The organism is Paenibacillus glacialis (genome assembly GCF_001637205.1).
In the GTDB taxonomy this organism is placed as follows: Bacteria; Bacillota; Bacilli; order Paenibacillales; family Paenibacillaceae; genus Paenibacillus_AQ; species Paenibacillus_AQ glacialis.
Genome location: NZ_LVJH01000070.1, coordinates 16,881 through 39,935, shown reverse-complemented (window position 1 = coordinate 39,935; position 23,055 = coordinate 16,881). Strand labels below are relative to the sequence as shown.

18 protein-coding genes and 2 pseudogenes are annotated in these 23,055 nt (G+C 40.3%); 19 read left to right on the top strand and 1 reads right to left on the bottom strand.

Features of this window, described 5'->3' with window-relative positions; genetic code table 11:
- Positions 1-120: 120 nt before the first annotated feature.
- The 11 genes and pseudogenes from PGLA_RS22940 to PGLA_RS22890 all read left to right on the top strand — a co-directional run bounded on the left by PGLA_RS22940 (position 121) and on the right by PGLA_RS22890 (position 14,188).
- Entirely contained in the window at positions 121-795 is a 675-nt protein-coding gene (locus PGLA_RS22940) for a response regulator transcription factor (RefSeq protein ID WP_068537480.1), read from the top strand.
- Positions 792-2,159, top strand: a complete 1,368-nt coding sequence (locus PGLA_RS22935) for a sensor histidine kinase (RefSeq protein ID WP_068537479.1) — start codon at positions 792-794, stop codon at positions 2,157-2,159. Before PGLA_RS22940 ends, PGLA_RS22935 begins: the two co-directional genes overlap by 4 nt.
- A 313-nt stretch (positions 2,160-2,472) precedes the next feature.
- Positions 2,473-3,213 (top strand): annotated as a pseudogene (locus PGLA_RS22930) (alpha/beta fold hydrolase).
- A 261-nt stretch (positions 3,214-3,474) separates the two neighbouring features.
- The gene (locus PGLA_RS22925) at positions 3,475-4,455 is read left to right on the top strand and encodes an alpha/beta fold hydrolase (RefSeq protein ID WP_068537477.1); all 981 of its coding nucleotides are present in this window, start codon (positions 3,475-3,477) and stop codon (positions 4,453-4,455) included.
- Between the two features lie 187 nt (positions 4,456-4,642).
- A complete protein-coding gene (locus PGLA_RS22920; RefSeq protein WP_068537475.1) occupies positions 4,643-5,623 on the top strand; it encodes an alpha/beta fold hydrolase in 981 nt (326 codons plus the stop codon).
- Between the two features lie 244 nt (positions 5,624-5,867).
- Complete coding sequence (locus tag PGLA_RS22915; protein WP_068537473.1) at positions 5,868-6,839, top strand: alpha/beta hydrolase; 972 nt, start codon at positions 5,868-5,870, stop codon at positions 6,837-6,839.
- Between the two features lie 95 nt (positions 6,840-6,934).
- Positions 6,935-8,389 carry an alpha/beta hydrolase family protein gene (locus tag PGLA_RS22910; protein ID WP_068537471.1) on the top strand — a complete coding sequence of 485 codons (1,455 nt, stop codon included), beginning with the start codon at positions 6,935-6,937 and terminating at the stop codon, positions 8,387-8,389.
- Between the two features lie 169 nt (positions 8,390-8,558).
- Positions 8,559-10,667 carry a serine hydrolase domain-containing protein gene (locus tag PGLA_RS22905; protein ID WP_068537470.1) on the top strand — a complete coding sequence of 703 codons (2,109 nt, stop codon included), beginning with the start codon at positions 8,559-8,561 and terminating at the stop codon, positions 10,665-10,667.
- 335 nt (positions 10,668-11,002) lie between these two features.
- Positions 11,003-11,839, top strand: a complete 837-nt coding sequence (locus PGLA_RS22900) for a DUF1835 domain-containing protein (RefSeq protein WP_068537469.1) — start codon at positions 11,003-11,005, stop codon at positions 11,837-11,839.
- 204 nt (positions 11,840-12,043) lie between these two features.
- Positions 12,044-13,366 (top strand): annotated as a pseudogene (locus tag PGLA_RS22895) (transposase).
- Between the two features lie 135 nt (positions 13,367-13,501).
- Positions 13,502-14,188, top strand: coding sequence for a response regulator transcription factor (locus PGLA_RS22890; RefSeq protein WP_245700278.1), 687 nt, complete (start codon positions 13,502-13,504; stop codon positions 14,186-14,188).
- Positions 14,189-14,245: 57 nt separating this feature from the next.
- Here the strand turns inward: PGLA_RS22890 and PGLA_RS22885 are convergent, their stop codons facing one another.
- On the bottom strand, positions 14,246-14,995 hold the full coding sequence (locus PGLA_RS22885) for a helix-turn-helix transcriptional regulator (RefSeq protein WP_068537467.1): 750 nt from the start codon (positions 14,993-14,995) through the stop codon (positions 14,246-14,248).
- Between the two features lie 498 nt (positions 14,996-15,493).
- On the opposite strand from PGLA_RS22885, the gene PGLA_RS22880 reads away from it, so the two are divergent.
- From PGLA_RS22880 to PGLA_RS22845, 8 genes are read left to right on the top strand one after another with little or no spacing between them, the layout of a single operon-like run.
- A complete protein-coding gene (locus PGLA_RS22880; protein ID WP_068537466.1) occupies positions 15,494-16,192 on the top strand; it encodes a class I SAM-dependent methyltransferase in 699 nt (232 codons plus the stop codon).
- A complete protein-coding gene (locus tag PGLA_RS22875; protein WP_068537465.1) occupies positions 16,179-17,210 on the top strand; it encodes a hypothetical protein in 1,032 nt (343 codons plus the stop codon). The genes PGLA_RS22880 and PGLA_RS22875 overlap by 14 nt, the downstream gene beginning before the upstream one ends.
- A complete protein-coding gene (locus PGLA_RS22870) occupies positions 17,197-18,336 on the top strand; it encodes a hypothetical protein (RefSeq protein ID WP_068537464.1) in 1,140 nt (379 codons plus the stop codon). Before PGLA_RS22875 ends, PGLA_RS22870 begins: the two co-directional genes overlap by 14 nt.
- 19 nt (positions 18,337-18,355) lie before the next feature.
- A complete protein-coding gene (locus PGLA_RS22865) occupies positions 18,356-19,150 on the top strand; it encodes a sugar phosphate isomerase/epimerase family protein (RefSeq protein WP_068537463.1) in 795 nt (264 codons plus the stop codon).
- Positions 19,137-20,396, top strand: a complete 1,260-nt coding sequence (locus PGLA_RS22860) for a 3-isopropylmalate dehydratase large subunit (protein WP_211269613.1) — start codon at positions 19,137-19,139, stop codon at positions 20,394-20,396. Before PGLA_RS22865 ends, PGLA_RS22860 begins: the two co-directional genes overlap by 14 nt.
- On the top strand, positions 20,393-20,893 hold the full coding sequence (locus PGLA_RS22855) for a LeuD/DmdB family oxidoreductase small subunit (RefSeq protein WP_211269612.1): 501 nt from the start codon (positions 20,393-20,395) through the stop codon (positions 20,891-20,893). Before PGLA_RS22860 ends, PGLA_RS22855 begins: the two co-directional genes overlap by 4 nt.
- A 34-nt stretch (positions 20,894-20,927) precedes the next feature.
- Positions 20,928-22,085 (top strand): homocitrate synthase, encoded by a 1,158-nt coding sequence (gene nifV, locus PGLA_RS22850; RefSeq protein ID WP_211269611.1) that lies wholly within the window; start codon positions 20,928-20,930, stop codon positions 22,083-22,085.
- A gap of 24 nt (positions 22,086-22,109) precedes the next feature.
- A complete protein-coding gene (locus PGLA_RS22845) occupies positions 22,110-23,054 on the top strand; it encodes a prenyltransferase/squalene oxidase repeat-containing protein (RefSeq protein WP_068537461.1) in 945 nt (314 codons plus the stop codon).
- Position 23,055: the final 1 nt, after the last annotated feature.

Below are 23,055 nucleotides of genomic sequence, written 5' to 3'. Positions count from 1 at the left end.
GGTGACAGGTCTCATGTAGTCTTTTTCTGTTCTATCTATCCAAGTTATTCTATGTTTCAAATTATTTATAGTATAATGGTTATTACTATATGGGATGGAAAACAGGGAAAGAGGGAACCGATGCCTACTATACTGGTTGCTGACGACGATGCGAACATTCGCGAACTCGTCTGTTTGTTTCTACGCAACGATGGATTCAAAACAGCCGAAGCTGCCGACGGCAAGGAAGCACTGACCGTCTATGCCTCGACGCATGTCGATCTTGTCGTGCTCGATATTATGATGCCGATTATGGACGGTTGGACGTTATGCAAGGAGCTCCGAAGAAGCAATCCTGATCTTCCGTTACTTATGCTGACTGCGAGAGGCGAAACATGGGAGAAAGTGAAAGGTTTCCAACTTGGGGCGGATGATTATTTGACGAAACCATTCGATCCGTTGGAGTTGACGGCTCGTGTGGGGGCACTACTGAAACGATTCCGGATTGGCTCTACGCAGGCGATCGGGTTGGGTAACGTCATTCTTGATCGACAGACATATAAGGTGATGAGAGGGACGGAGTCGTTTACGTTGCCACTCAAGGAGTTCGAATTACTTTATAAGCTCGCTGGAACACCCGGACAAATCTATACACGCGAGCAGTTGATCGATCAAATTTGGGGTATTGATTACGCAGGCGATGATCGAACGATAGACGTACATATTAAACGGCTGCGCGAACGGTTCGCAACGACACCTGATTTTCGGATCGAAACGGTACGCGGGCTTGGCTACCGACTTGAGGTATACGAATGATCCGATCCTTATATATACGCGTTGTCCTGACATTTCTCGTCTCCGTTATCGCAGGTACGATCATTTCTTTTTTTGCGTCCACTTGGATATTCGAAGATAAATTAAACGAAAACGCGCAAATCAACTTACGTAACTTTGGCCAAGACATTGTCCGGATTTACAAGACCCTTCCGTTACGTGAAGCGGACTTGTTCGTAAGTGAAATGAAGCTACTCGATTCCTATCATATTCGAATTTACGAAGCAACGGGTCAGTTCCAGTCTTACGGAAAGCTTAACGGACACAAGTCTGCCCCTGTGACGATGGAGCAGCTAAAAAAGGTAATCGATGGCGGCGTTGTTCAAGCCACGCCAAATGGTATTGCTGCGGTCCTCTTAGGGTTGCCGTTGAAAACAGAAATGGGAACAAAGGCGATGTTTTTGGAAACCCTCGCCCCCCCTTCCGCCACTTTTGTCGCCAGTTGGGCAATGATCTTTGCAACCTGTTCGTTGATCGCAGGAAGCTTATTGATTCTGGTTGCCTCTATATTCTTGGTAAGGCCAATCAAAAAACTGACAAGAGCAACCAAGCAGATAGCGGCTGGAGACTTCAACGTCAAGCTGAATATTAAGCAGTCGAGTGAGCTGGGTACGTTGGCTCGCAGCTTCGAAGACATGATGCACGATTTGAAGCAACTTGAGCAGATGCGCAGGGAATTCGTGACGAACGTGTCGCACGAGGTGCAGTCTCCGCTCACTTCGATATCCGGTTATGCTTCAGCACTCAAGCAAGTAGGTCTCTCAGATCATGAACGAAGCCGTTATCTGGATATTATTATCGCTGAAGCGAAGCGGATGTCCAAAATGAGCGATAGCCTGCTCAAGCTGAGCATGCTGGAATCGCAGTCACAGCAACTTCGTTTGACCACACTTAGCCTTGATGAACAGATCAGACGGGTCATCGTTGCGCTTCAGCCGCAATGGAATGCTCGCAGGCTACAGTTTGAGCTTAATTTAGATACGATACAAGTAACGGCGGATCATGAGTTATTAAACCAGGTATGGACGAATATTATTGGCAATAGCATCAAATTTTCCGAGGATGGCGGCATGATTAACGTGAGCATTCAACATGATATCAACAACGTGACCGTCCGAATATCTGACACCGGTATCGGCATCCCCCTTGAGGACCAGAAGCGTATATTTGAGCGATTTTTCAAGTCTGATCGTTCCCACAGTCGCAAGGTTGACGGGAGTGGGATGGGACTTGCCATCGTTAAACAGATTGTATCGCTTCATCAAGGCGACATCCGAGTGCAAAGTGAACCTGGTCAAGGAACAACCTTCATTGTCACCTTGCCAATCACTACGCCAACAGATTAGTTAGATTCACCGGGTATCCATCGGATTGACTAGACCGCGTTCTCCATGCTGCTGCGGCCCACATGCAAACTTCCTTGTATGTGGGCCGCAGCATTTTTTTTACTTGTTCATATTCAGTTCATATATTCAGTTCATATTGTCGTCATGGAAAGTACATCTCTATCGTATATGCTTGCTTAATGGTCCGTTAAGGCAGCCCAATACAGACATAACGACAGGAAAAGATGCGAGTGAAATTACACGAGGTAAAGAAAATGGACTTGGATACAACAACAACAGGCAAAAAACCAGCTAGTAAGATGAAAAAAATTGCTTGGGAACAGGAACACCAGCACTTGATTTTAAGCCGCTAGTAGAAGAGTTATTCCCATTTTACAAAGTCGTAGTGGTTGAGCCTTTTGGTTATGGATTAAGTGATGGAACGGATAAGGAACGAAGCACAGAAAATATTGTAAGTGAAATTCATGAAGCTTTACAGCGTCTTAAAATTGACCGATATATTCTAATGGGTCACTCCATTGCGGGCATTTACGGACTAGATTATGTGAACAAATATGAACACGAAGTGAGTGCATTTGTCGGGATCGATAGCAGTGCTCCAAGGCAATACGGTAATAAGGTTGTTGAATCTCCAATATCATCTACAACAATTACACTACTCAAAAAATCAGGTTTAGCCAGATTGATAATGAAACTAAGTGCTGACCCATTTGCTGCACTACCCGTTGATGATGAAACGAAAGAATAAATGAGAATTCTTTCTTTCAAAAACTTTAGAAATCCCACCATTGTGAATGAAATAGAAAATAGGCTTCCTAATTTTAAAGCGGCTGAAAATTTAACATTCCCAAAAAACCTTTCTGTTATATTCTTTTTACAACCGGATAGTACAGCAATTGAAGGATGGTCAACACTACATGAAGAGCAAGTGAAAGATTCTGTACATGGAAAAGTGCTGACATTTGAAGGAACACATTATTTACACCATACCAAATCAAAAGAAATCGCCGAAAACTTTAGGACGTTTATGGAAGAAGTAAAACAAGACAAGTAGATGTTTTAAAATATGAAAGTTTGTTTGTAACTATTTGATGTAACAACATGCTCTCATTCGCATTATCTAAACACGGTCCTCGTATTATCCATGCTACGGCATCATGTGCAAGCTTCTTTGCATGTGACGCTGTAGCATTTTTTTTGCTTGTTCATACTCCGTTCATATTGACGTCACGGGGAGTACATCTTCATTGGTTAAGATTTCATAAGCGGCAATGAAGGAAGCCCAACAAACAGTTCAAGATAGGAGAAGATGACAGTGACACAACCAGAGGAAAAGAAAACGAGGAACGGATCGAAGATAAAGAAAGTGCGAAACATTTTACTTAAAATTATAGGAGCAATTGTTATCGCCATTGTTCTTTTTCTAGGTATTGTTTATATCATGAATGTGATCAGCAATAATTCGGAGGCGAAACGAATAGAGCCTTACGGCCAGCACGTATCTGTAGACGGGAAAAATATGAATGTGTTAATTCAAGGCGAAGGCGAGGAAACGATCGTGCTCCTGCCTGGTTTTGGAACGGCTACACCAGCGCTTGATTTTAAGCTGCTCATCGATCAATTATCTCCATTCTATAAAGTTGTCGCGGTTGAGCCTTTCGGTTACGGATTAAGTGATGGAACTGAAAAAGAGCGAACCACAGAGAATATCGTAAGTGAAGTTCATGAAGCGCTACAGCAGCTTAATATTAACCGATACATGTTCATGGGCCACTCCATTACAGGTATTTACGGAATTGATTATGTGAACAAATATCCAAACGAGGTGACTGCATTTATCGGAATCGACAGCAGTGTTCCAACACAACCGGGTATGGATGTCAAATTCCCATTAAAAAAATTAGAACTTCTCAAAAAATCAGGTCTTTTAAGAATGATGATGAAACTAGGTGCTGACCCGTATACAGGACTGGCATTTGATGCAAAAACCGTAGAACAAATGAAAATGATTTCGAATAAAAACATGAATAATGACACAACCTTGAATGAAATGGATCATATCTCCTCTAATTTCAAAGGGGCTCAAGGCTTAACATTCCCTAAAGACCTTCCACTTCTACTCTTTGTACAATCGGATAATCAAGGTGTAGCAGGATGGATTCCGCTTCATGAAGGGCAGATCAAAGATTCGGTACATGGAAAAGTAATCACCATGGATGGATCCCATTATTTACACCATACCCAATTCAAAGCAATCGCTGAAAACGTGAGAGCATTTATGAAAGAAGCAAAGTAAGTGTGATACTGAAAACCGTCCTTTAGGGCGGTTTTTCGCTGTGCATAGGATGTCGCGGCCTTTTTTCTTGTTCATACTCGGTTCATATTGTTGTCACGAGGAGTACATCTTCATTCATTACACTTTCATAGGTAGGCCTCTTGTAGGCTAGCCCAATAAATAGATGTAAGAACAGGAGAAGATGCGAATGATACACCAAGCGGAATTAAAAACGAGGAATAAAACGAGAACCAATAAAGTGCGAAACATGATTCTTAAAGTCATCGGAGCCATATTGATAGCGATCGTGCTCTTTCTAGGCATTGTTTATATCGTTAATATTTTATGTAATCAATTGGAGTCAAAAAGATTAGAGCCCTACGGCCAGCACGTAGCTGTAGACGGGAAGAATATGAATGTTCTAATCCAAGGAACAGGCGAAGAAACCGTCGTACTCCTACCTGGTCTTGCAACAGCGGCACCCGCACTGGATTTTAAGCCGCTAATCGAAGAGCTATCACCTTTCTACAAAGTCGTCGTTGTTGAGCCTTTTGGATATGGATTAAGTGATGTAACCGAAAAGGAACGGACCACAGAGAATATTGTCCGTGAAATTCATGATGCCTTACAAAGTCTTAACATTGAGCGTTATATTCTCATGGGACACTCCATTTCAGGCGTTTACGGACTCGATTATGTGAATAAATACAAAAACGAGGTTATTGCATTTGTCGGGCTCGATAGCAGTGTTCCAACGCTAACGGAGAAGATTGAATCTTCCCAACTCGAAATGGTTAAATGGCTCAAAAAATTAGGTCTCTCCAGATTGGCCATGAAATTGGGTACGGACCCATTAGCTGCACTACCCTATGATGATGGAACGAAAGAACAAATGAGAATTCTTATGCACAAAAACATGTTTAATTCGAACATCATAAATGAAGTTGAACATATGTATTCTAATTTTAAAGCAGCTGAAAGCATATCATTCCCCAAAAATCTTCCTATTATTTTCTTTATCCAAGCGAATCATCCCGTAACGGACCGATGGGTACCTGAACATGAAGCACAAGTAAAAAATTCTGTACATGGAAAAGTGATGCTGTTCGAGGCAGATCATTACATCCATCGTACCAAAGCCAAAGAAATCGTAGAGAACTTGAGAAAATTTATGAAAGAAATAAATTAAGTGCACTATAGAAGGTCTCTCTACGACTTTAATCATATGGATAAGTGATAGATAGCCGTCCTAATGGACGGTTTTTCACGGTTTGAATATGGTAACCTCCAAGTTAGGGAATCATGTGCAAGCTGTGTTCATATTCCGTTCATATTGGCGTCATTGAGAGTACATCTTCATCGTATAAGCTTCTTCTAACGGTTTTTTATTCAAATCACCCCAATATAGAGATGAGGGACAGGAGAAGATGAACATGAAACCAAAAGAAGAGGTATCGAAAAAAAGGATGCGTAAGCCACTGCGTATTTTATTCAAAACATTAGGAGCAATAGCCATTGTCATCGTGCTTTTTCTAGCCATTGTATTTATCGTGAATGTATCCGCCACGAAATCGGAGCAAGGAAAAATAGAGCCCTACGGTCAGCACGTGTCTGTAGACGGGAAAAATATGAATGTGTTAATTCAAGGCGAAGGCGAGGAGACGATCGTGCTTCTGCCTGGTTATGGAACAGCTGCACCAACGCTTGATTTTAAGCTGCTCATCGATGAACTATCTCCATATTACAAAGTTGTTGCAGTAGATCCTTTCGGTTATGGATTAAGTGATGGAACTGAAAAAGAACGAACCACAGAGAATATCGTAAGTGAAGTTCATGAAGCGCTACAGCAGCTTAACATTAACCGCTACATGCTCATGGGCCACTCCATTACGGGCATTTACGGTATTAATTATGTGAACAAGTATCCTAACGAGGTGACTGCATTTGTCGGAATCGATAGCAGCGTTCCAACACAACCGGGTATGGATGTTAAATTCCCATTAAAAATGTTTGCATTTCTTAAACAATCAGGTCTCCAAAGATTAGCGGTCAAATTTGGTGGTGACCCTTATGCTGGACTCGCATTTGATGATCGCACCGTAGAGCAGATGAAAATGCTGTCGAATAAAAACTCGAATAGTTCCACGATGTTGAATGAGATGGACCATATTTCTTCCAATTTTAAAGAGGCTCAAGGTTTAACCTTCCCTAAAGACCTTCCGCTGCTACTCTTTGTACAAGCGGATAATCAAGGTGTAGCAGGATGGATACCTCTCCATGAAGGGCAGATCAAAGACTCGGTACATGGAAAAGTAATAATCATGGATGGATCCCATTATTTGCACCATACCAAATTCAAAGAAATCGCTGAAAATGTGAGAACATTTATGAATGAAGCAAAATAAGTAGAACGAATGGAAAACCATCCCAAAGGACGGTTTTCCACAGTTTATCCAATTCGGCCTGTGTCTGGGTCTATTGATGAAAGAGAGGAATTCAAATGAGATTATTTGAAATACTTTTAGTTCTATCCTGTTTCGCTTTACTAGTAGATTTATTGTTTATTAAAAGAAGCGCAAAGAAAACGGGAGTGGTTTTATGTATAGGAAGTGGCGTTATATTTGTAGTTCAATTGTTGGTTGAGGGATACAGATGGCAGTTGCTTCTGGTATATATCATGACGGCTTTATTCATACTCATCGTTCTATTCAGGCATTCCAAAAAGATGGTGAATTTAAAAATAGGGAAGCTGTTGAAATATAGTTTATCTTCCCTAATCGTCATTCTACTTGTTGTATCTACCAGCTTGTCTGTATACTTACCTGTTTTTGATTTGCCGAAGCTTGATGGCCCAGAGAAAGTGGGTACTCAAACATTTCATTTTACGGATCAAAACAGAGATGAAGTCTTAACTGAAGATCAAAGCGATAAGAGGGAGCTAATGGCTCAAGTCTGGTACCCTACTGAAAACAGGAATAACAACAAGCGTGAAACTCTTTTTCCAAATGATAAAGAAATGTTCAAAAAGTATATTCAGAGCTTCTCTGCTTCTTTAAAGCTGCCTGACTTTGTGCTCGATTACTGGAAGTATAATAGAACCAACTCTTATGAAAATGTAGAAATATTGCCTTCTACAAGTCCTTATCCCTTGGTACTGCTATCTCATGGCATGGGAACCAGTAGAGTTCTACATGCATCACAGGCAGAGAATCTGGCCAGTCATGGGTTTATCGTGGTCACCATCGATCATACGTATAGCACCTTTGCTACCCTTTTTCCGGATGGACGTGTAACGGATTATAAAAAAAATACGACTACACTAGATGATCGTACAAAAACAGGGAATATATGGACGAAAGACGTGGAGTTTGTAATCGATCAAATCGAAAAGCTGAATTCAGGTGCAATCGAAAGTCAATTTAAAGGGAAAATCGATTTAAATAACATAGGCGTGATGGGGCATTCTTTTGGGGGTGCAACTGCGTTTAATGCAACTTATTTGGATCATCGAATCAAGGCCGGGGTTAATATGGATGGATCATTATATGAAGTGGAAAATAGAGATGTTATAAACAAGCCGTTTATGTTCATCAGATCGGGAAATTTTAAAGACTGGTTAGCCAATTTTGATAATGATAGAAATTCGGATGACGAAGTAACTAAATCTCTTTCAGATGAGCTGCACATTATGAAAAATGTTATCAATCAGGGGGGAAGTATGATTTATATAGAAGGAACCCAACACTTCAATTTCACGGACCTTCAATTCTATTCTGAGTTGATTAAACTGACTGGGATAACAGGAGATATAAATGGTAAAAGAGGATCAAGCATCGTAAATCAATATGTACTCGATTTCTTTAACAAGCAACTGAAAGGAACGGGTGGAAATCTGATTCAGGGTCCGAACGAGATGTATCCAGAGGTGAAATTTATAGATCCGGAAGACCTCTAACCGATCATGTCCGACTGCGTAGAGTGAATTCGTCGTTGGATAGCATTTTTTTGCCTGTTCATACTCCATTCATATTGTCGTCATTGGGAGTACATCTTCGTCGTATAAGCTATCTGTATTGGCTAGTTAAACGTAGCTAATAAATAGATCAGGACAGGAGAAGATACGAATGGCAATAAGAGTGGGCAAGAAAATAGCTAGAAAACGAACTTCAATCGCCGCGTTAACCCTTGTGTTAACTATGTTGGCGCCAATCTCTGCAATGGCCGCACCCGCCACGAGTAACAGCATTGATCTTACTTTTGATGCGACGAAAAAAATAGTTGCTGAGAAAGCCAAGTTACTCACCGAAAAGTACGGCACGACAAGTCTGCAATATGCGCTCATTGATGATGGTGAGATTGTGATATCCGGACAGGCTGGAAAAAACGATCTAAAGGATAAAGTCCCTCTTACTTCAAATACGATCTATGGGATAGGTTCAACCAGCAAAATGATACTCACAACGGCTGTTATGAAGCTTGTAGATGATGGCAAGGTAGATTTGGATTTGCCCGTTGTGAAGTATATACCTGATTTTAAGATGAAAGACGACCGATACAAACAGATTACACCACGTATGCTGCTGAATCATTCCTCCGGTCTTCTCGGTACCTCGGGGAGAAATGCAACATTGTACAGGGATCATGATACTTTTTCACATGACACTTTTTTAGAGCAATTAGCGACGCAAAGTCTAAAGGCAGATCCCGGTGCGTTCTCGGTCTATTGTAATGATGGGTTTACGTTAGCTGAGATTCTGGTCGAGCGTGTGAGTGGCATGGGATTCACTGCATTTATACACAAATATATTACTGAGCCACTGGACATGACCCATACCAAAACCCCGCAGGATCAGCTGGATCCAGCGAAAATGGCCGGAATCTATTCGCCGATGTATAATGGACAACTCCCAAAAGAAAACTATAACATCATTGCTACGGGAGGCATTTACTCCACAGCGGAAGATCTCGCCAAATTATCGCAAATCTTCACGGGACAGGTCGATGGCATTCTTTCTAGTAAGTCGGTAAAAGCCATGGCACAAGAAGAATATAAAAGAGGCATGTGGTCAGCGGATAGCGATACGTCTATCTCTTACGGATTAGGGTGGGATAGTGTGAACTTGTTCCCATTTAACGAATACGGCATCAAGGCCGTTACGAAAGGTGGAGATACCACATCGTATCATTCATCATTAGTTGTGCTCCCGGAATACAACATGGCTGCAGCCGTTACCTCATCAGGGGGTTCAAGCGCAACCGATCAATTCATTGCGAGTGAACTGTTGCTCAGCGCTCTTGAGGAAAAGGATATCATTCAAGTACGGAAGCCGGAAAAATCATTTGGTGTGCCTGTAAAGGCAGATATACCGAAGGAAATATCCCAGTATGCAGGTGTTTATGGCGGTAATAATTCGGTAATGAAGGTAGAAATGAACACTACCGGACAAATGTTTGTATCCACGCTCACAGCTCCAAATAGCCCTGCTAAACCATACACCTATACGGCTGATGGGACTTTTGTAAACGATAAAGGAACGGAAAAGTTAAAATTTGTTGAGGAGAAGAATGGGCGCACCTATTTGTGGTCTCGCTCATACATATCCGTGCCAGGGCTCGGACAGTTGGCTTTCTCAGAATATAATGCAGAGAAGCTTAAAATGAGTGAATTACCTCAGGATATTTCCGCCGCATGGGAAAAGCGCGAAGGTAAAAAATATTACCTCTTGAGTGAGAAGTATACATCAACGGTCTATCTCAATGCTTCAGCTATCATTCCTTTTCATAGCTTGAAAGAGGTTCCTGGGTATGTCTCGAATAATAAGATTATTGCAGCAGACAAAGCAGTCAATGGGCTGCAAATCCCTGGTATGGATGGCCGTGACACGATGGAAATCAATTTCTTTACGAAGAACGGGATCGAATATTTTACAGCCGCAGGTAATGTATACGCGAGTGAGGAGCTTGTCAAACCGCTCTATACGGGTAAAGGGTCTTCGACAACGATCCAAGCGGACGGCTATGCCAACTGGTACTCCGTGCCAGCGGCTGCCCAAGGCAAGGTCATGACGGTTAAAATGCCTTCAAAAGGTTCCTTTGCTGTTTATGATCAGGCAGGTATTTGCATCAACCACACCGTAGTCAGTGGTAAGAACGAGATCGTATTACCGGAGAACGGTAGCATCATATTTGCAGGAGAAGTTGGCTCCAAATTTGAAATTTCATTAAAAAAATAAATACGGGCTTGTCTAAGAGGCTGTCTCTAAGGTCATTACTGATCTTATGGGACAGCACTTTTTTTGTGCGGCCATAAAGAGTAACATCAAGATGATTAATCAAAGATCGAACAAACAATGAAAGCACCCTTGCATTGGTTTATTTATATCTATTTCGATTTCCTCAAGAGCGTTCTTAATATCCATTGTTTGCTTCATCGTACCCTCTTTATTTCTTATTCCACTCTAGCAACACAATATTGTATATAATAAAGTTGGTAACAGAAGCACTTAACATATTTACTCTTTCCATGCAAAAAAATAGTTGTGTTAAGTCAATAAGGAGATGGTCAAATATGGATGTTGTACACATTAGCTTTGGTGATTCTGCATATGGGAGTTTAAAAAATATTTTTCAAAAAAGTAATGAACACCAAAACGAACAAATCATTTGTATTAATGAGGACTTTTCAATAGGCCCAATTTATAAATTAGAATCTAATGAAGAAATGCAAAAAAGAAAACAATGGCTGAAAAAATTGTTAATAAAAACAGGTCCAGCTTCAGATACAGATTACTTAGATTGGATTGAAACAATCCATAAAAGTGATTCACAAATCGCATCAAAAGTTCCAAATGATAGTAAAGTAATCTTATGGCATGGTGGTAACACATCCGATGAAATCGGTTTGAGATTTGTAGCATTTTTACTTCGGAATAAAAATATTCAGTTTGAAGAGGTAGATGTTACAGAATACAGCCGTCATATAGAATACAAAGTGCGTGACTTACAGAACAAAGAAATTCCATATGTGATAAGAAGTTTAGGTGAAATGCCATCAGAACGGATTCTAGATGCTCTTCAAATGAAAAAAAGTGTATCCCACACAAAAATTGAAGGTTTAATAAATGATTGGGAAGAATGGTCCCAGACGAAAGACATATTAAGAATATTATTAGCTGGAAAAGTAGTAGCTGTATCTGAAGATTATTATGATACATCTATCTTAGAAAGCACATCAAATGAATATCAAAAACCTTCCCGTGTAGTTGGGGAGGTAATGGGGAAAAGTGACCAATGTATAGGTGATATGTATTTAGCTTTCCGAGTGTATCAGTTGATTCAACAAGGAAAATTAAATTACCAAGGAAATCTAGGATCTTTAAGAGAATTTGAGATTCGATTACCTTAAATACCATTAAAAATTCGCAGTTGGATTATTCTCTTACTATCAAGCTGAAATAAATTTATATCTGAATCAATTTCATAATTTCAAAGCCTTACTGGACTTGAGTTTTTAGAGCATAGAAAAAGGAGTACCTCCCAAATCTCGAAGTGTTTAGTACCACTACTACACACATGAGATAAGGAAGGAAGAACTCCAGATTTATTAGAAATGTCGCCCAAAGATACCTATGGATATCTCTTTGAGACGTTAGATATTAATCCCTTCCTACGTGTTGTATCAAAGAAAGCATTTCTAGGGGCACCGACTCAACTGAATTACGTAGCTATGCTACATTCGCTGTTCATTCGAATCGTGGAACGGATACCGACCATTAAAGATCTAAGAAGACGTTTGAAAAGAAGTATTGAATTCAGCATGGACTGTGGCTTTGCCGGGTACGATCGGATTCCAAGTGAAGCTTCATACACGATTAATCCAAAAGCTTCAAAAATCTCAAGTCTTTCTACAATCGCAAGAAACATTAATTCAACAGGCTTTTCAAGAGGGGTTTATTGATGCAACAGTGATCGCTATGGATGCAACGCATGTTGAAGCTAGAGATCGCCGACCGGAGAAGAAGAAAGACGATACGGATCAATTAGCAACTGAACTTCCGAAGAAGAAACGTGGTCGTAAATCCAAGGGTGAGCGAGAGCAATGGTTAAAGGAACAACTAGAACTTGAAGAAAATCGCCCGCTGTTCGAGAAGAAGGTAGAAGCACAATTACCTTACGGGTATGACGCGTTGGTGAAGGAAATTCCACTAACCCCTGCATGGGGTGTGAAGAAGAACTCCGAAGGCAGAAACGTGTTCTGGTATGGCTTTAAAGCACATCTTCTGGTCGACTGCAAAAGCCAATACATTCTTACAGGATTGCTTTCTTCCGGGAACATCAATGATGGGGAAATGGCTATTCCCTTGCTTAAAGGACTGGCCGAAAGGCATCCTAACCTACTCGTTGCTCATGTGCTTGCAGATGCTGGTTATTATGATTTAGTTCCTATTTACAAGCAAGTCGAGATGATGAACGCGAGAGCACTCATCGATTACAACCGTCGCAATGAAACCCAGGATGCAGACGTGGACAAATACTTTCGTCCGACCTGTAAAGAAGGCCATTCTTATCGGTACGACAGCTTTGATTCGAAATACAAAACCCTAAAATACACGCAGCCAAAAGAGTGTAAAGAATGTCTGTTTAACGATGGACAATGCCAGAAGATCTTCAAGAAAAAGATCGACGATAACCCAAGAAAATACACCGTTCCAGCTCGTGTGGTAGCGACAGTTATTACGAGCTGTACAAGAAGAGAACAGCAGTTGAACGTATGAATGCGTATCTGAAAGAGTACTTTCAGTTGAATAATATCCGCCATCGTGGAGCACTGGCTAAGGTTGATTTTGAGCTTGCTTGTCTGACCTACACGGCTTGTAAGCTAACTCTTGATCGCTTGAGCAAAAGTATTAAAGCTAATAAATTGGCTGCATAGCTCCCATTTTCAAAAAAATGATGTTGTAATATTCGGCTCGTCTGATTATTGAGAGGACGCTTTATGAAATTGATTTTGGTATAAAAAATACGTGGAGGTTACCGCCTATGATACGAATGAACATCTTAGTCGTGGATGACGACCCTGAAGTTCGGGATATCCTTCATATATTTACGTAATGAAGGTTATCTCGTTGTGGAAGCTGAGGACGGTGTACAGGCTCTGGAAATCCTGCAGCATGAGAAGATCCATTTGATCATTCTGGATGTGATGATGCCGCATTTGGATGGAACTAATGCGTGTCTGCGGATCAGAGAAGAATCTGATATCCCGATTATTATGCTTTCTGCCAAAGAAGAGCCACTGGACAAAATCACGGGGCTATCGACATGGGCTGATGATTATGTAAGCAAACCGTTTAATCCACTAGAGTTAATCGCGAGGGTGAAAGCTCAGTTAAGAAGACAGCAATTTATTACCTCAAGCCATATCTCAGACCCATCAGAAATTGTCATTGATGATCTAATTATTAATAAGAAGCAGCATACGATTACTGTTCACGGCCAAGAGGTATCTCTAACCCCGATTGAATTTTCCATCCTAGTCTTGTTAGCCACACATCGTGGGCAAGTATTCAATATCTATAACATTATCAAAAGGTCTGGAAGGACCAAACGGCTTTTTACTCCAAAACACTGTGATGGTACATATTCGGAATATTCGCGAGAGCCACAGTATATTAAAACCGTTCGGGGAGTGGGATATAAGATTGATAAACAATATTTGGTCCGTATTGAATGGCAAACGAAGCATTCACCTTGAAGTGAATGGCATTCATATACACCAGGAGTTTAGGTAGCTATGTGCCCACTTGTTAATTTAAGTGACAGTTAACATACGGTATTTCATCGGGCTCATTCCTGTTTTTTGTTTGACTAACTGTGACAAATAGGTGGGAGTGGAAATTCCAACCTTTTGAGAAATATTCTCCGTTGAAAGCGTGCTCATCTGAAGCAACTCCAAAGCCTTTAATACTCGAATTTGCTGCAAGTACTTCATAGGTGTTACACCAACAATGTATTTAAACTCTTTGCAAAAATAGTTTGGGTGATAATTGATGTGCCTTGAGATAATTGGAAGCGATAAATTTATATCAGAGTAATTTTTTCTAATATACCTGAGGGCATAAAGAATAGGAGGGTTTAATTTTTTTGTGGAGTTATAGGAAATGTTTGCAGAGTATTCGTGGAGCAATTGATACGCTAAATAGTTTAAGGATATGCCCAGATCTGGGTCCAATTGTTCTTTTACTAAGGAACTCCACAATCTATGAAATAAAGAGTCCTGACTCTTAGATAACTTAAGGAAAACGGAAATCTCGCAATTAACAGAATCGAGTTGAAGACATTGAATATGTTCAGGATGCTGGATATCAATTGTTGTTACAGAATTGATGAATACGGTTTGTTTTGCAGCTAGAAGGTGTATTTTCCCATCGATAGTGATTGATGTTTTTTTGCAAGCGTGGATAAAGGTTGATATGCCTTGGGTCTTCAATCTAGTTGTAGATTCTACAAGAGACTTCTTTAGGATCTTTGAATCGCGAATCGTTATTAAAATTACTAACATGGCCAAGACTCCCTTCAGATTATGATGCGAATAATATCTAGCTGAATTAACTAGGATAGTCGCAATCGGTCGAAGATGGGTTTCTATTCGAATTGGAATCTCTAATCATATAAAAGCGATTTTATTTAGAATTTAGAATACTGGTATATTCAATATTAAACTATAAATAAAAATTATAAATATATACATATAATGCCAATTGTTGTTCTGTGATATTTTCGTCTAAAAGTCTGGTATAAAAATGTAACTATGAAACAGGGATCACTATATTGACCAAAGCTCTTTACGATCCACTCAAACAGAGAATTCAACCTCATCTCACCAAGTAAGGGCTTACAAGTATGGAGAATTACAAAATATTAATTTCATGGAAATCTTAAGAATTTGAGATTGCCAATGTATATACTAAATAATATAATTAATTTTAATTATTGTAAACAATGCTTTTAATAACAATAATTGTAATTATATATGTTATTATTATTCCGAGGTGAAAATATGCAAAACATTGAGTATTGGGAAAAGCAGAAAGATCAAGGAAAGCAGTGGCAAGATGAAAGATATCGGTCGCATGGAATGGTATGGGGCAGGGAAGCTGGACCGACTGTTCCCTATGCAGTAAAGATATTCAGCCGTCTTCATGTAAAAAAGGTGCTTGTTATTGGGTGTGGGTACGGTAGAGAATGCTTTTATTTCAAAGACCAAGGTTTTGATGTTACAGGCATTGACTTTTCACTGGAGGGAATCAAATTAGCTAACGAGTGGTTAAGCGAGAGTGAAGGAGGTACATTGAAGTTCCTCAAAGGCGATGCTTTACAACTTGAGTTTGAGGATAATGAGTTTGATGCGATCTTTACGCATAAGGTTATCCATCAGTTTAATTTGGCGGATCGTAAACGAATGATCAGCGAGATGGATCGTGTCTTAAAGCCTAACGGTGTATTTATATTATCAGATTTATCTGTAGAAGACCCAGATTGTGGAAGGGGTCGTTTGATTGAACCTGACACTTACATAAGACCAGAGAAAGAATTTAGACCAATTCATTATTTGTCTGAGTCCAGCATGGATATCTTCTCTCAATTTACAGTACTAGGAACCGTACAGTTTGACGAGTGGGAGAACCATCCAGGAGAAAATACGGCTCATAAGCACGTTTTCATGCGAGTAACGGGATTAAAGAATGCAGACCTGTAGCCTTTCTCATGGAGCGATGGAAGTTCTCGTTACAGGTGACTACATTAATATCAAGGACATGGTATCTTTTTTTCATCCATTATTTACAGTATCGAATCAATACAGCGGTAAAAATGAGCTGTTGTGTACGATAAAACTTATAACGTGCTGTGAAAATATTTTCACCTCGATTTCTGCTACCTACAAAAGTGAGAATAAAGAGAACGTAATTCTGTATCCTTCCAAGAGACCAGATCATCATGTTGAAGCTTTTCGTGTAATTTCTGAAGAGGTCGACGAGAATCCTGTTCTGTATACGAATGACTACTTGATTGTATGCAATCCTCAATCGAAAACGGTAGAACTATATTACATAGAGGGCAGACATATTCATCAACTATTAAGGGTGATCATTCGGGATATGTTTTTAAGAGGATGGGAGCAGAAAGGAGGATTGCTACTTCATGCAAGCGCTGTTTGCAAATATGAAAGCGCAATCATATTTGTTGGGCCAAAGGGTAGTGGCAAAACAAATGCCCAACTCGAGTGTGTAAACAAGGATTGGAGTTTCTTATCTTTTGACCGTATTATGCTTCAAGTAGATTGTGGCGGAGAAATTCAATGTTTGGGGTGGCCAACTTATTTCAATCTTGATTTTCCTACAATAGATCGTTTTTGTAATATATTTAAGGATTACAGACGTTATCGCACGATTCGCCCGGATAAGGATGAGAAGATTTCTCTTCAAGCTAAAGATGTCGATCATCTAAGTTTTTTAAGGAGAGGACATCTGGAACAGATCTGCTTCCCTCATTATGGGTCAATTAGACAGGAAGCATTCGGTAAAGCAGAAGCGATCAAATTAGTGTTAAATGAGATTTTTCCAAGCGCGGGATCTTCATGGCATGGTTTTGTACCATTATCAATAGATGCTTACCACCAATCATCAAACCGGTTAAAGCAAATATTAGATGATGAATATATCTATTTGGACGGATGTCTATTGAAAGGAAGTGAGAGTAAAAATGCCGGCATTTGATCGAATTACAATAGACCAAATAATCGAACAAGTTTTGGATATCACATATTCATCTCAAGTCGATTATGAGTATATGGGCGATATATATAGCGTGCACCATAACGATATATATATCACAGAGTACATTGATAGGTTTATGGAACACTACAAGGTCAATCAGACGGCTATGGAGTCTGTGACATCTATCTTCGTCGTTGAAAACGTTGAAATTAGTCATGTTTGTCATCGCATGCTCAATCAAGAGGATATCTTTCAAATGCATATCGGTAAGGGAGAGCGCTGGGATATGAAGGCCAAAGTATCCGAATACGGTGATTGGAGATTAGTTCACCAGCTCAATACGGGAACCGTCTACTTTATCAATTCAAATACTCGTACTTGTATTGTCTTAGGTTCCAAAGAGTCATCTCTAAATGAAGATGTTTTTCATTTAATGCGTAGCTTAATGCCGCGATCCTCAGAAGCTAAAGGAAATAGCATATTTCATGCAGCAGGTGTTCGTTATCAAGATCGGGGAATTATGATTGTTGGAGAATCTGGAAATGGGAAAACTACCACGTTTATTGATTTTATACTTCAAGGGGCGATACCGGTTAGCAATGATCGCATATTTATCCCTTCAAATACGAAAGTAGAACTGGCCATGTTTGAGTGGCCATCGTTTATAAATACTTCGGTAGGAACCTTAGATAAGGTAAAGCAATTAAACCATTTGTTGCCGGATGTTCATTATGAGCGATTTGAGGATTTATGGTATTCAAAAGTGAAATTACCTATTGAACCGCCTGAATTTAAGCGTATTTTTAATGTTGAATATTTAAAATCCTCAGTTATTGATGTCATTATTTTTCCGAGATTGCGTCCTGAACAAAATACGTGTGAACTGATCCGTGTTGATGGTTACATGGCATCAAATTTACTAAGAGAGAGTTGTTACAGTCCTGATGATCCCGCGTATTTGAATTGGCATCAATATCTTAATGTCTCTGATTCGGAAGTTAGAAGCCAATCGGAGGATATTATTAGACGATTGACCGATACGGTTCCTGCTTTCTTGCTTGTAGGCGGGGCAGACTTGTCGGACGGTATACAACAAATAAGTAAGATGCTCGATGAAGGCATATAGACGGCGGTGAGAAAAATCTATGACCTGGAAATATTCGATTTCGACAGGCTGTTGGTATGCAGCACCAGTAGAAGAGATAATCACTCGCATAAGTTATGCAGGTTATGATGCATTATCAGTTGGTGCAAAGAATGAGCAGCAGGTAACGAAGAATGAGTGGAGACTCCTGAGGAAAATTGGTTTAGCAGTAGAATCAGTGCACGCTCCAAAGATAGATTTATCCTCTACTCATGATGATGAACGGAGAAAAGCTATAGAATTGACTATTCAATCCATTATTTTCGCGCATGAACTGGAATGTCCTTTCGTAGTTGTACATCCTTTTGAACGAATGTGGAAGAATGATATGGAATTGCATGAACGTACTTCAAACACACTACGGTCATTGGCTTTTCTTATACCAATTGCAGATAAGTATGCAGTCAAGCTAGCACTGGAAAATTTAGATTATCCTAAGGATACTTTTTTAAAACATATTTACCAAGAGGCCCTTGGTATGGGTGTTGTGATGTGCTACGACTCTGGACATGCTCTCATTCAATCTGACCCTTTGGTTTGGTGGGATAAGATAGCGCCTTATATTAAGGTGTTGCATTTGAATGATAACGATGGTATCTCTGACTCACACGATTCGGTTGGTAGCGGTTACTTCCCATGGGATGCATTGGCAAGTCGGCTGAAAATAGGTGGGTATGATGGATACATTGGATTGGAATGTAAATTTAGAGGTAGCAGTCTTGTGGAACTTAGCCAATGGTTAGAGCACAACATTACACGTATGAAACAACTACTTGAAGGAGGTGAAAAAAATTAAGTTTACTTTGACAGAAAAAATATTTAGTCAGCGTCTAGGTAGGAATGTAGTCGCTGGTGAGAGTATTCTAGTTTCCCCAAACAGGTGTTTAATGACAGATGGTAACGGTCCACTTGTAGTGAAAAAATTTAAGGAGTTAAGTGATGGCATTGCAAAAGTAAAGCCGGTTATTGTAGTGGATCACCATGGACCGAGCCCTAGGATGGAGTACTCGAATGAGGCAGTAGAACTGAAGAAATTTGCCGAATCAAACGGAGGTTGGTTCTTTAAAGCAGGGACAGGGATATGCCATCAAGTGCATGCAGAGAAATTTGTTTGTCCAGGGGACGTTGTTCTAGGTTCCGATTCTCATACGGTGCTGGCAGGTGCCTTTGGTGCTTTCGCTACGGGAATGGGTGCCACTGATATAGCGGCGGCGTTGGCCACAGGGCAGACATGGATGGTTGTACCATCGAGTATTCGTGTCCACTTGAATGGTGAATTGCCCTTAGGAGTCACATCAAAAGATATCAATTTACATCTGCTTCGACTTCTTGGTAATTCAGGGGCAACATATAAAGCGATAGAATATACGGGATCAGCATTGCGATATCTTACAATGAGTGACAGGATGACTATCTCCAACATGTCAGTTGAGCTGGGGGCAAAGGTAGGGCTATTTGAAGCAGATGAAGTAACGTTCGAGTATTTAAAGCATTTTGGTAGAGAGGATTCGTTTCGACCAATGTGCTCGGATCCAAATGCGAACTATGAAAGAGAGATATTTATAGATTGCAGTCAGCTGGAGCCATTGATTGCCAAGCCTCATTCTGTAGAAAATATAATGGACATTAGCGATGTGATAGGGACGGAGATTCATCAAGTATATATAGGCACTTGCACTAATGGTCGGCTTGAGGATTTGGAGCAAGCTGCAAGTATACTGGATGGTAATACGATTCATCCGGATGTAAGACTGATTGTAACACCCGCATCGCATGCAGTATATCAAGCTGCGCTAAAGTCAGGCGCAATTGAGAAATTAGTAGGCGCAGGCGCAGTTATTACTTCTCCTGGTTGCGGAGCTTGTGTAGGGATCCATATGGGTGTTTTAGCCGATGGAGAAAATTGTCTGTCGACACAAAATAGAAATTTTAAAGGGAGAATGGGAAATCCGGACTCAAGTATTTATTTATCTTCCCCTATAACCGCTGCAGTAAGTGCTATTTATGGGAAAATTACTGACCCTAGGGAGGTGAGGACTTGATTGCATTCAATAAGGGGAAAGCCTGGATGTTTGGTGATAACATATCGACAGATCTCATTGTTCCTGGGCGTTTATCTCATTTGAGATCGAACCTCCCTGAATTGGCTAAGCATGTTCTAGAAGATGCTGATCCGACTTTTGCTCAGAAAGTTCAGGTTGGGGATTATGTGGTTGCGGGAGAGAATTTCGGCACGGGATCAAGTAGAGAACATGCCGCTCACGTCATTAAACTGGCAGGAATCAAAGCAGTAATTGCTAAATCTTTTGCCCGTATTTATTACCGTAATGCCTCCAATATAGGGCTCTGGCTAATTACCGCCGACACAGAAACAATCAAAACTGGAGATACGATAGAAATCGATCTCAAGGGTTCACGTATTATAGTCAACGGAACAGATAGCATTCTCTGTCACATTCCTGATGGAATCTTATTGAATATTTTACTTGATGGAGGGCTCATTCCGCATTTGCAAAAAAATGGTGGATTTGCTTTATAAATTTAATTAACTTAATTCAGAGGAGCGAATGGCGATGAAATCAATGAAGCATGACTTTACTGCAGAGAGAAAAGATAGGAATCTTTATGTGACGGATACGACTTTACGAGATGGGGAACAAGCAGCTGGAGTTGTATTCTCTATTGATGAAAAAGTAGAGATTGCCTACCTGCTTGATCAAGTTGGTGTGGATGAAATTGAAGTTGGAATTCCAGCAATGAATAACGTGGAGATTGAATCGATCAAGCGTATTATCGATTTGAAACTCAATTCCAAGCTGATTGGTTGGAACCGTGCTAATAAAGAAGATATTAAAAAATCTATCGATTGCGGACTGACAGGTATTCATATCGGCTTTCCAGTATCAGATCTTCATATTAAAGAGCGGTTTGGAAAAGATAGAAACTGGATTTTGGAAAATATTACTGAAACTATCGAGTTTGCAAAAAGTCAAAAACTTTACGTATCTTGCAGTGGAGAAGACGCTTCAAGAGCCGATCCGGATTTTCTTATTGAATATGCAAAGACAATTAAAGCGGCTGGAGCAGACCGAATCCGAGTATCAGACACGGTAGGTCATTTCAACCCATTAGATGTCTATAAAATGATCCGTCTACTGGTCGACGAAGTTGGTATTGACATTGAAAGCCATACGCATAATGACTTTGGTATGGCGACAGCAAATGTTATTGCTGCAGTTTGTGCCGGAGCGACACATGCGCAAGGTACAGTCATGGGAATCGGGGAAAGAGCAGGTAATGGCAGCCTTGAGGAAATCATTATGGCGCTTAAATATATCTGTGGATTTGATCTTAAAGTAGAAACCCGTAAATTGAAAGATTTAGTTAATTTCGTAGCAAAAGCTGCAGGGCGAACTGTGCCAAATTGGAAACCGATTGTAGGCGAGGATATTTTTGCTCATGAGTCAGGTATACATGTCTCAGCGGGTCTCAAAGCGAATCATCTCTTCGAGCCTTTCGCACCAGAGGATGTAAATCTTGAAAGGAAATTGGTGATTGGTAAACACTCAGGTACCGCAGGAATCATCCACAAATTAGGAATGCATGGAATAAAGATTACAACCGAGGAAGCCTATGTTCTATTGGAAGAAGTTCGTCAGTTCTCTTTGGAGCATAAGAGAGCACTTACCGATAACGAGTTGTTGCAATTGGCCAATAAAGTTAACGTTTAATCTAATTTTTAGGAGGGGTTAAATATGATTCATCTTGCTCAAGACGTATTTAATAAACATTATTTGTATATTGAAAATACTCGAGAAGACTGGAAACCGGATGCCACTAAAAACTTGGATATGGAAGTGTTAAATCATATTTTTCGAGTTATCATTCAAAACCATGACACAGAACAGTACATCCCAGAGTTCATGGCCCTCATTGATGTGCAACATGAAGATGGAGGCTGGGGAAATTATACAGATGAGATTGAGAGTCATGTTAGGGTAACAGCTTTCTCAACCCAGATGCTTCTCCGATTTAATAGCAGCTTCGAAGACCGTTTTCCGCAAGCGGATTCAGCTATTGAGAAGGGAATTAATTACTTGCTTCGAAATCAAAAGCCTGATGGAACATGGTACGACGTTAACTGGGGACTCTATGATGCAATTAGCGTCAGCACGGGAACATTGATGTTTGCGGAAATATTACCTAGTGTACCAGAAAGTATCAAAGCTATTGTGGGGGAACCATTTCGACGAGGTATAGAGTTTGTTGTTTCGACTCAGGGAGAAGATGGTGGTTGGGTCTATAAGGAGAAATATGAAACCCCTGTCTGCGTGACGGCACACTTGCTTCAAAAAACACTTGGATATGAGCATGGCGTAGCAGCATCGCAAAAGGCGATTAACTATTTAATTAATAGTCAGGATCCAGAAGGTCACTACGATGGGACAAATATAGATCATACCTGTGATTCTATAAGAGCTTTGATGCTGGCAAGCGAACTTCTCAATGACTTCTCAGCAAATGAAACGATTGAGAAGGGAATTCGATGGCTATTCGACAATCGAAATGATGATGACGGGTGGGGCGACTTTGCCGGCGATGAATCCAATTTTCTAATTAATTGTGATGGAATGGATACCATGTTGAAGTACATTCGGTATGTCAAGGTAAGAGAAACCTGCCTCGCGTCCTTACAATAAG

Bases quoted from the DNA above. Each gene is read 5' to 3' on its own strand.
- PGLA_RS22940 (WP_068537480.1), top strand. From the start codon at position 121: ATGCCTACTATACTGGTTGCTGACGACGATGCGAACATTCGCGAACTC.
- PGLA_RS22935 (WP_068537479.1), top strand. From the start codon at position 792: ATGATCCGATCCTTATATATACGCGTTGTCCTGACATTTCTCGTCTCC.
- PGLA_RS22920 (WP_068537475.1), top strand. From the start codon at position 4,643: ATGATACACCAAGCGGAATTAAAAACGAGGAATAAAACGAGAACCAAT.
- PGLA_RS22915 (WP_068537473.1), top strand. From the start codon at position 5,868: ATGAAACCAAAAGAAGAGGTATCGAAAAAAAGGATGCGTAAGCCACTG.
- PGLA_RS22910 (WP_068537471.1), top strand. From the start codon at position 6,935: ATGAGATTATTTGAAATACTTTTAGTTCTATCCTGTTTCGCTTTACTA.
- PGLA_RS22905 (WP_068537470.1), top strand. From the start codon at position 8,559: ATGGCAATAAGAGTGGGCAAGAAAATAGCTAGAAAACGAACTTCAATC.
- PGLA_RS22900 (WP_068537469.1), top strand. From the start codon at position 11,003: ATGGATGTTGTACACATTAGCTTTGGTGATTCTGCATATGGGAGTTTA.
- PGLA_RS22890 (WP_245700278.1), top strand. From the start codon at position 13,502: ATGACGACCCTGAAGTTCGGGATATCCTTCATATATTTACGTAATGAA.
- PGLA_RS22885 (WP_068537467.1), bottom strand. From the start codon at position 14,995: ATGTTAGTAATTTTAATAACGATTCGCGATTCAAAGATCCTAAAGAAG.
- PGLA_RS22880 (WP_068537466.1), top strand. From the start codon at position 15,494: ATGCAAAACATTGAGTATTGGGAAAAGCAGAAAGATCAAGGAAAGCAG.
- PGLA_RS22875 (WP_068537465.1), top strand. From the start codon at position 16,179: ATGCAGACCTGTAGCCTTTCTCATGGAGCGATGGAAGTTCTCGTTACA.
- PGLA_RS22870 (WP_068537464.1), top strand. From the start codon at position 17,197: ATGCCGGCATTTGATCGAATTACAATAGACCAAATAATCGAACAAGTT.
- PGLA_RS22865 (WP_068537463.1), top strand. From the start codon at position 18,356: ATGACCTGGAAATATTCGATTTCGACAGGCTGTTGGTATGCAGCACCA.
- nifV (WP_211269611.1), top strand. From the start codon at position 20,928: ATGAAATCAATGAAGCATGACTTTACTGCAGAGAGAAAAGATAGGAAT.
- PGLA_RS22845 (WP_068537461.1), top strand. From the start codon at position 22,110: ATGATTCATCTTGCTCAAGACGTATTTAATAAACATTATTTGTATATT.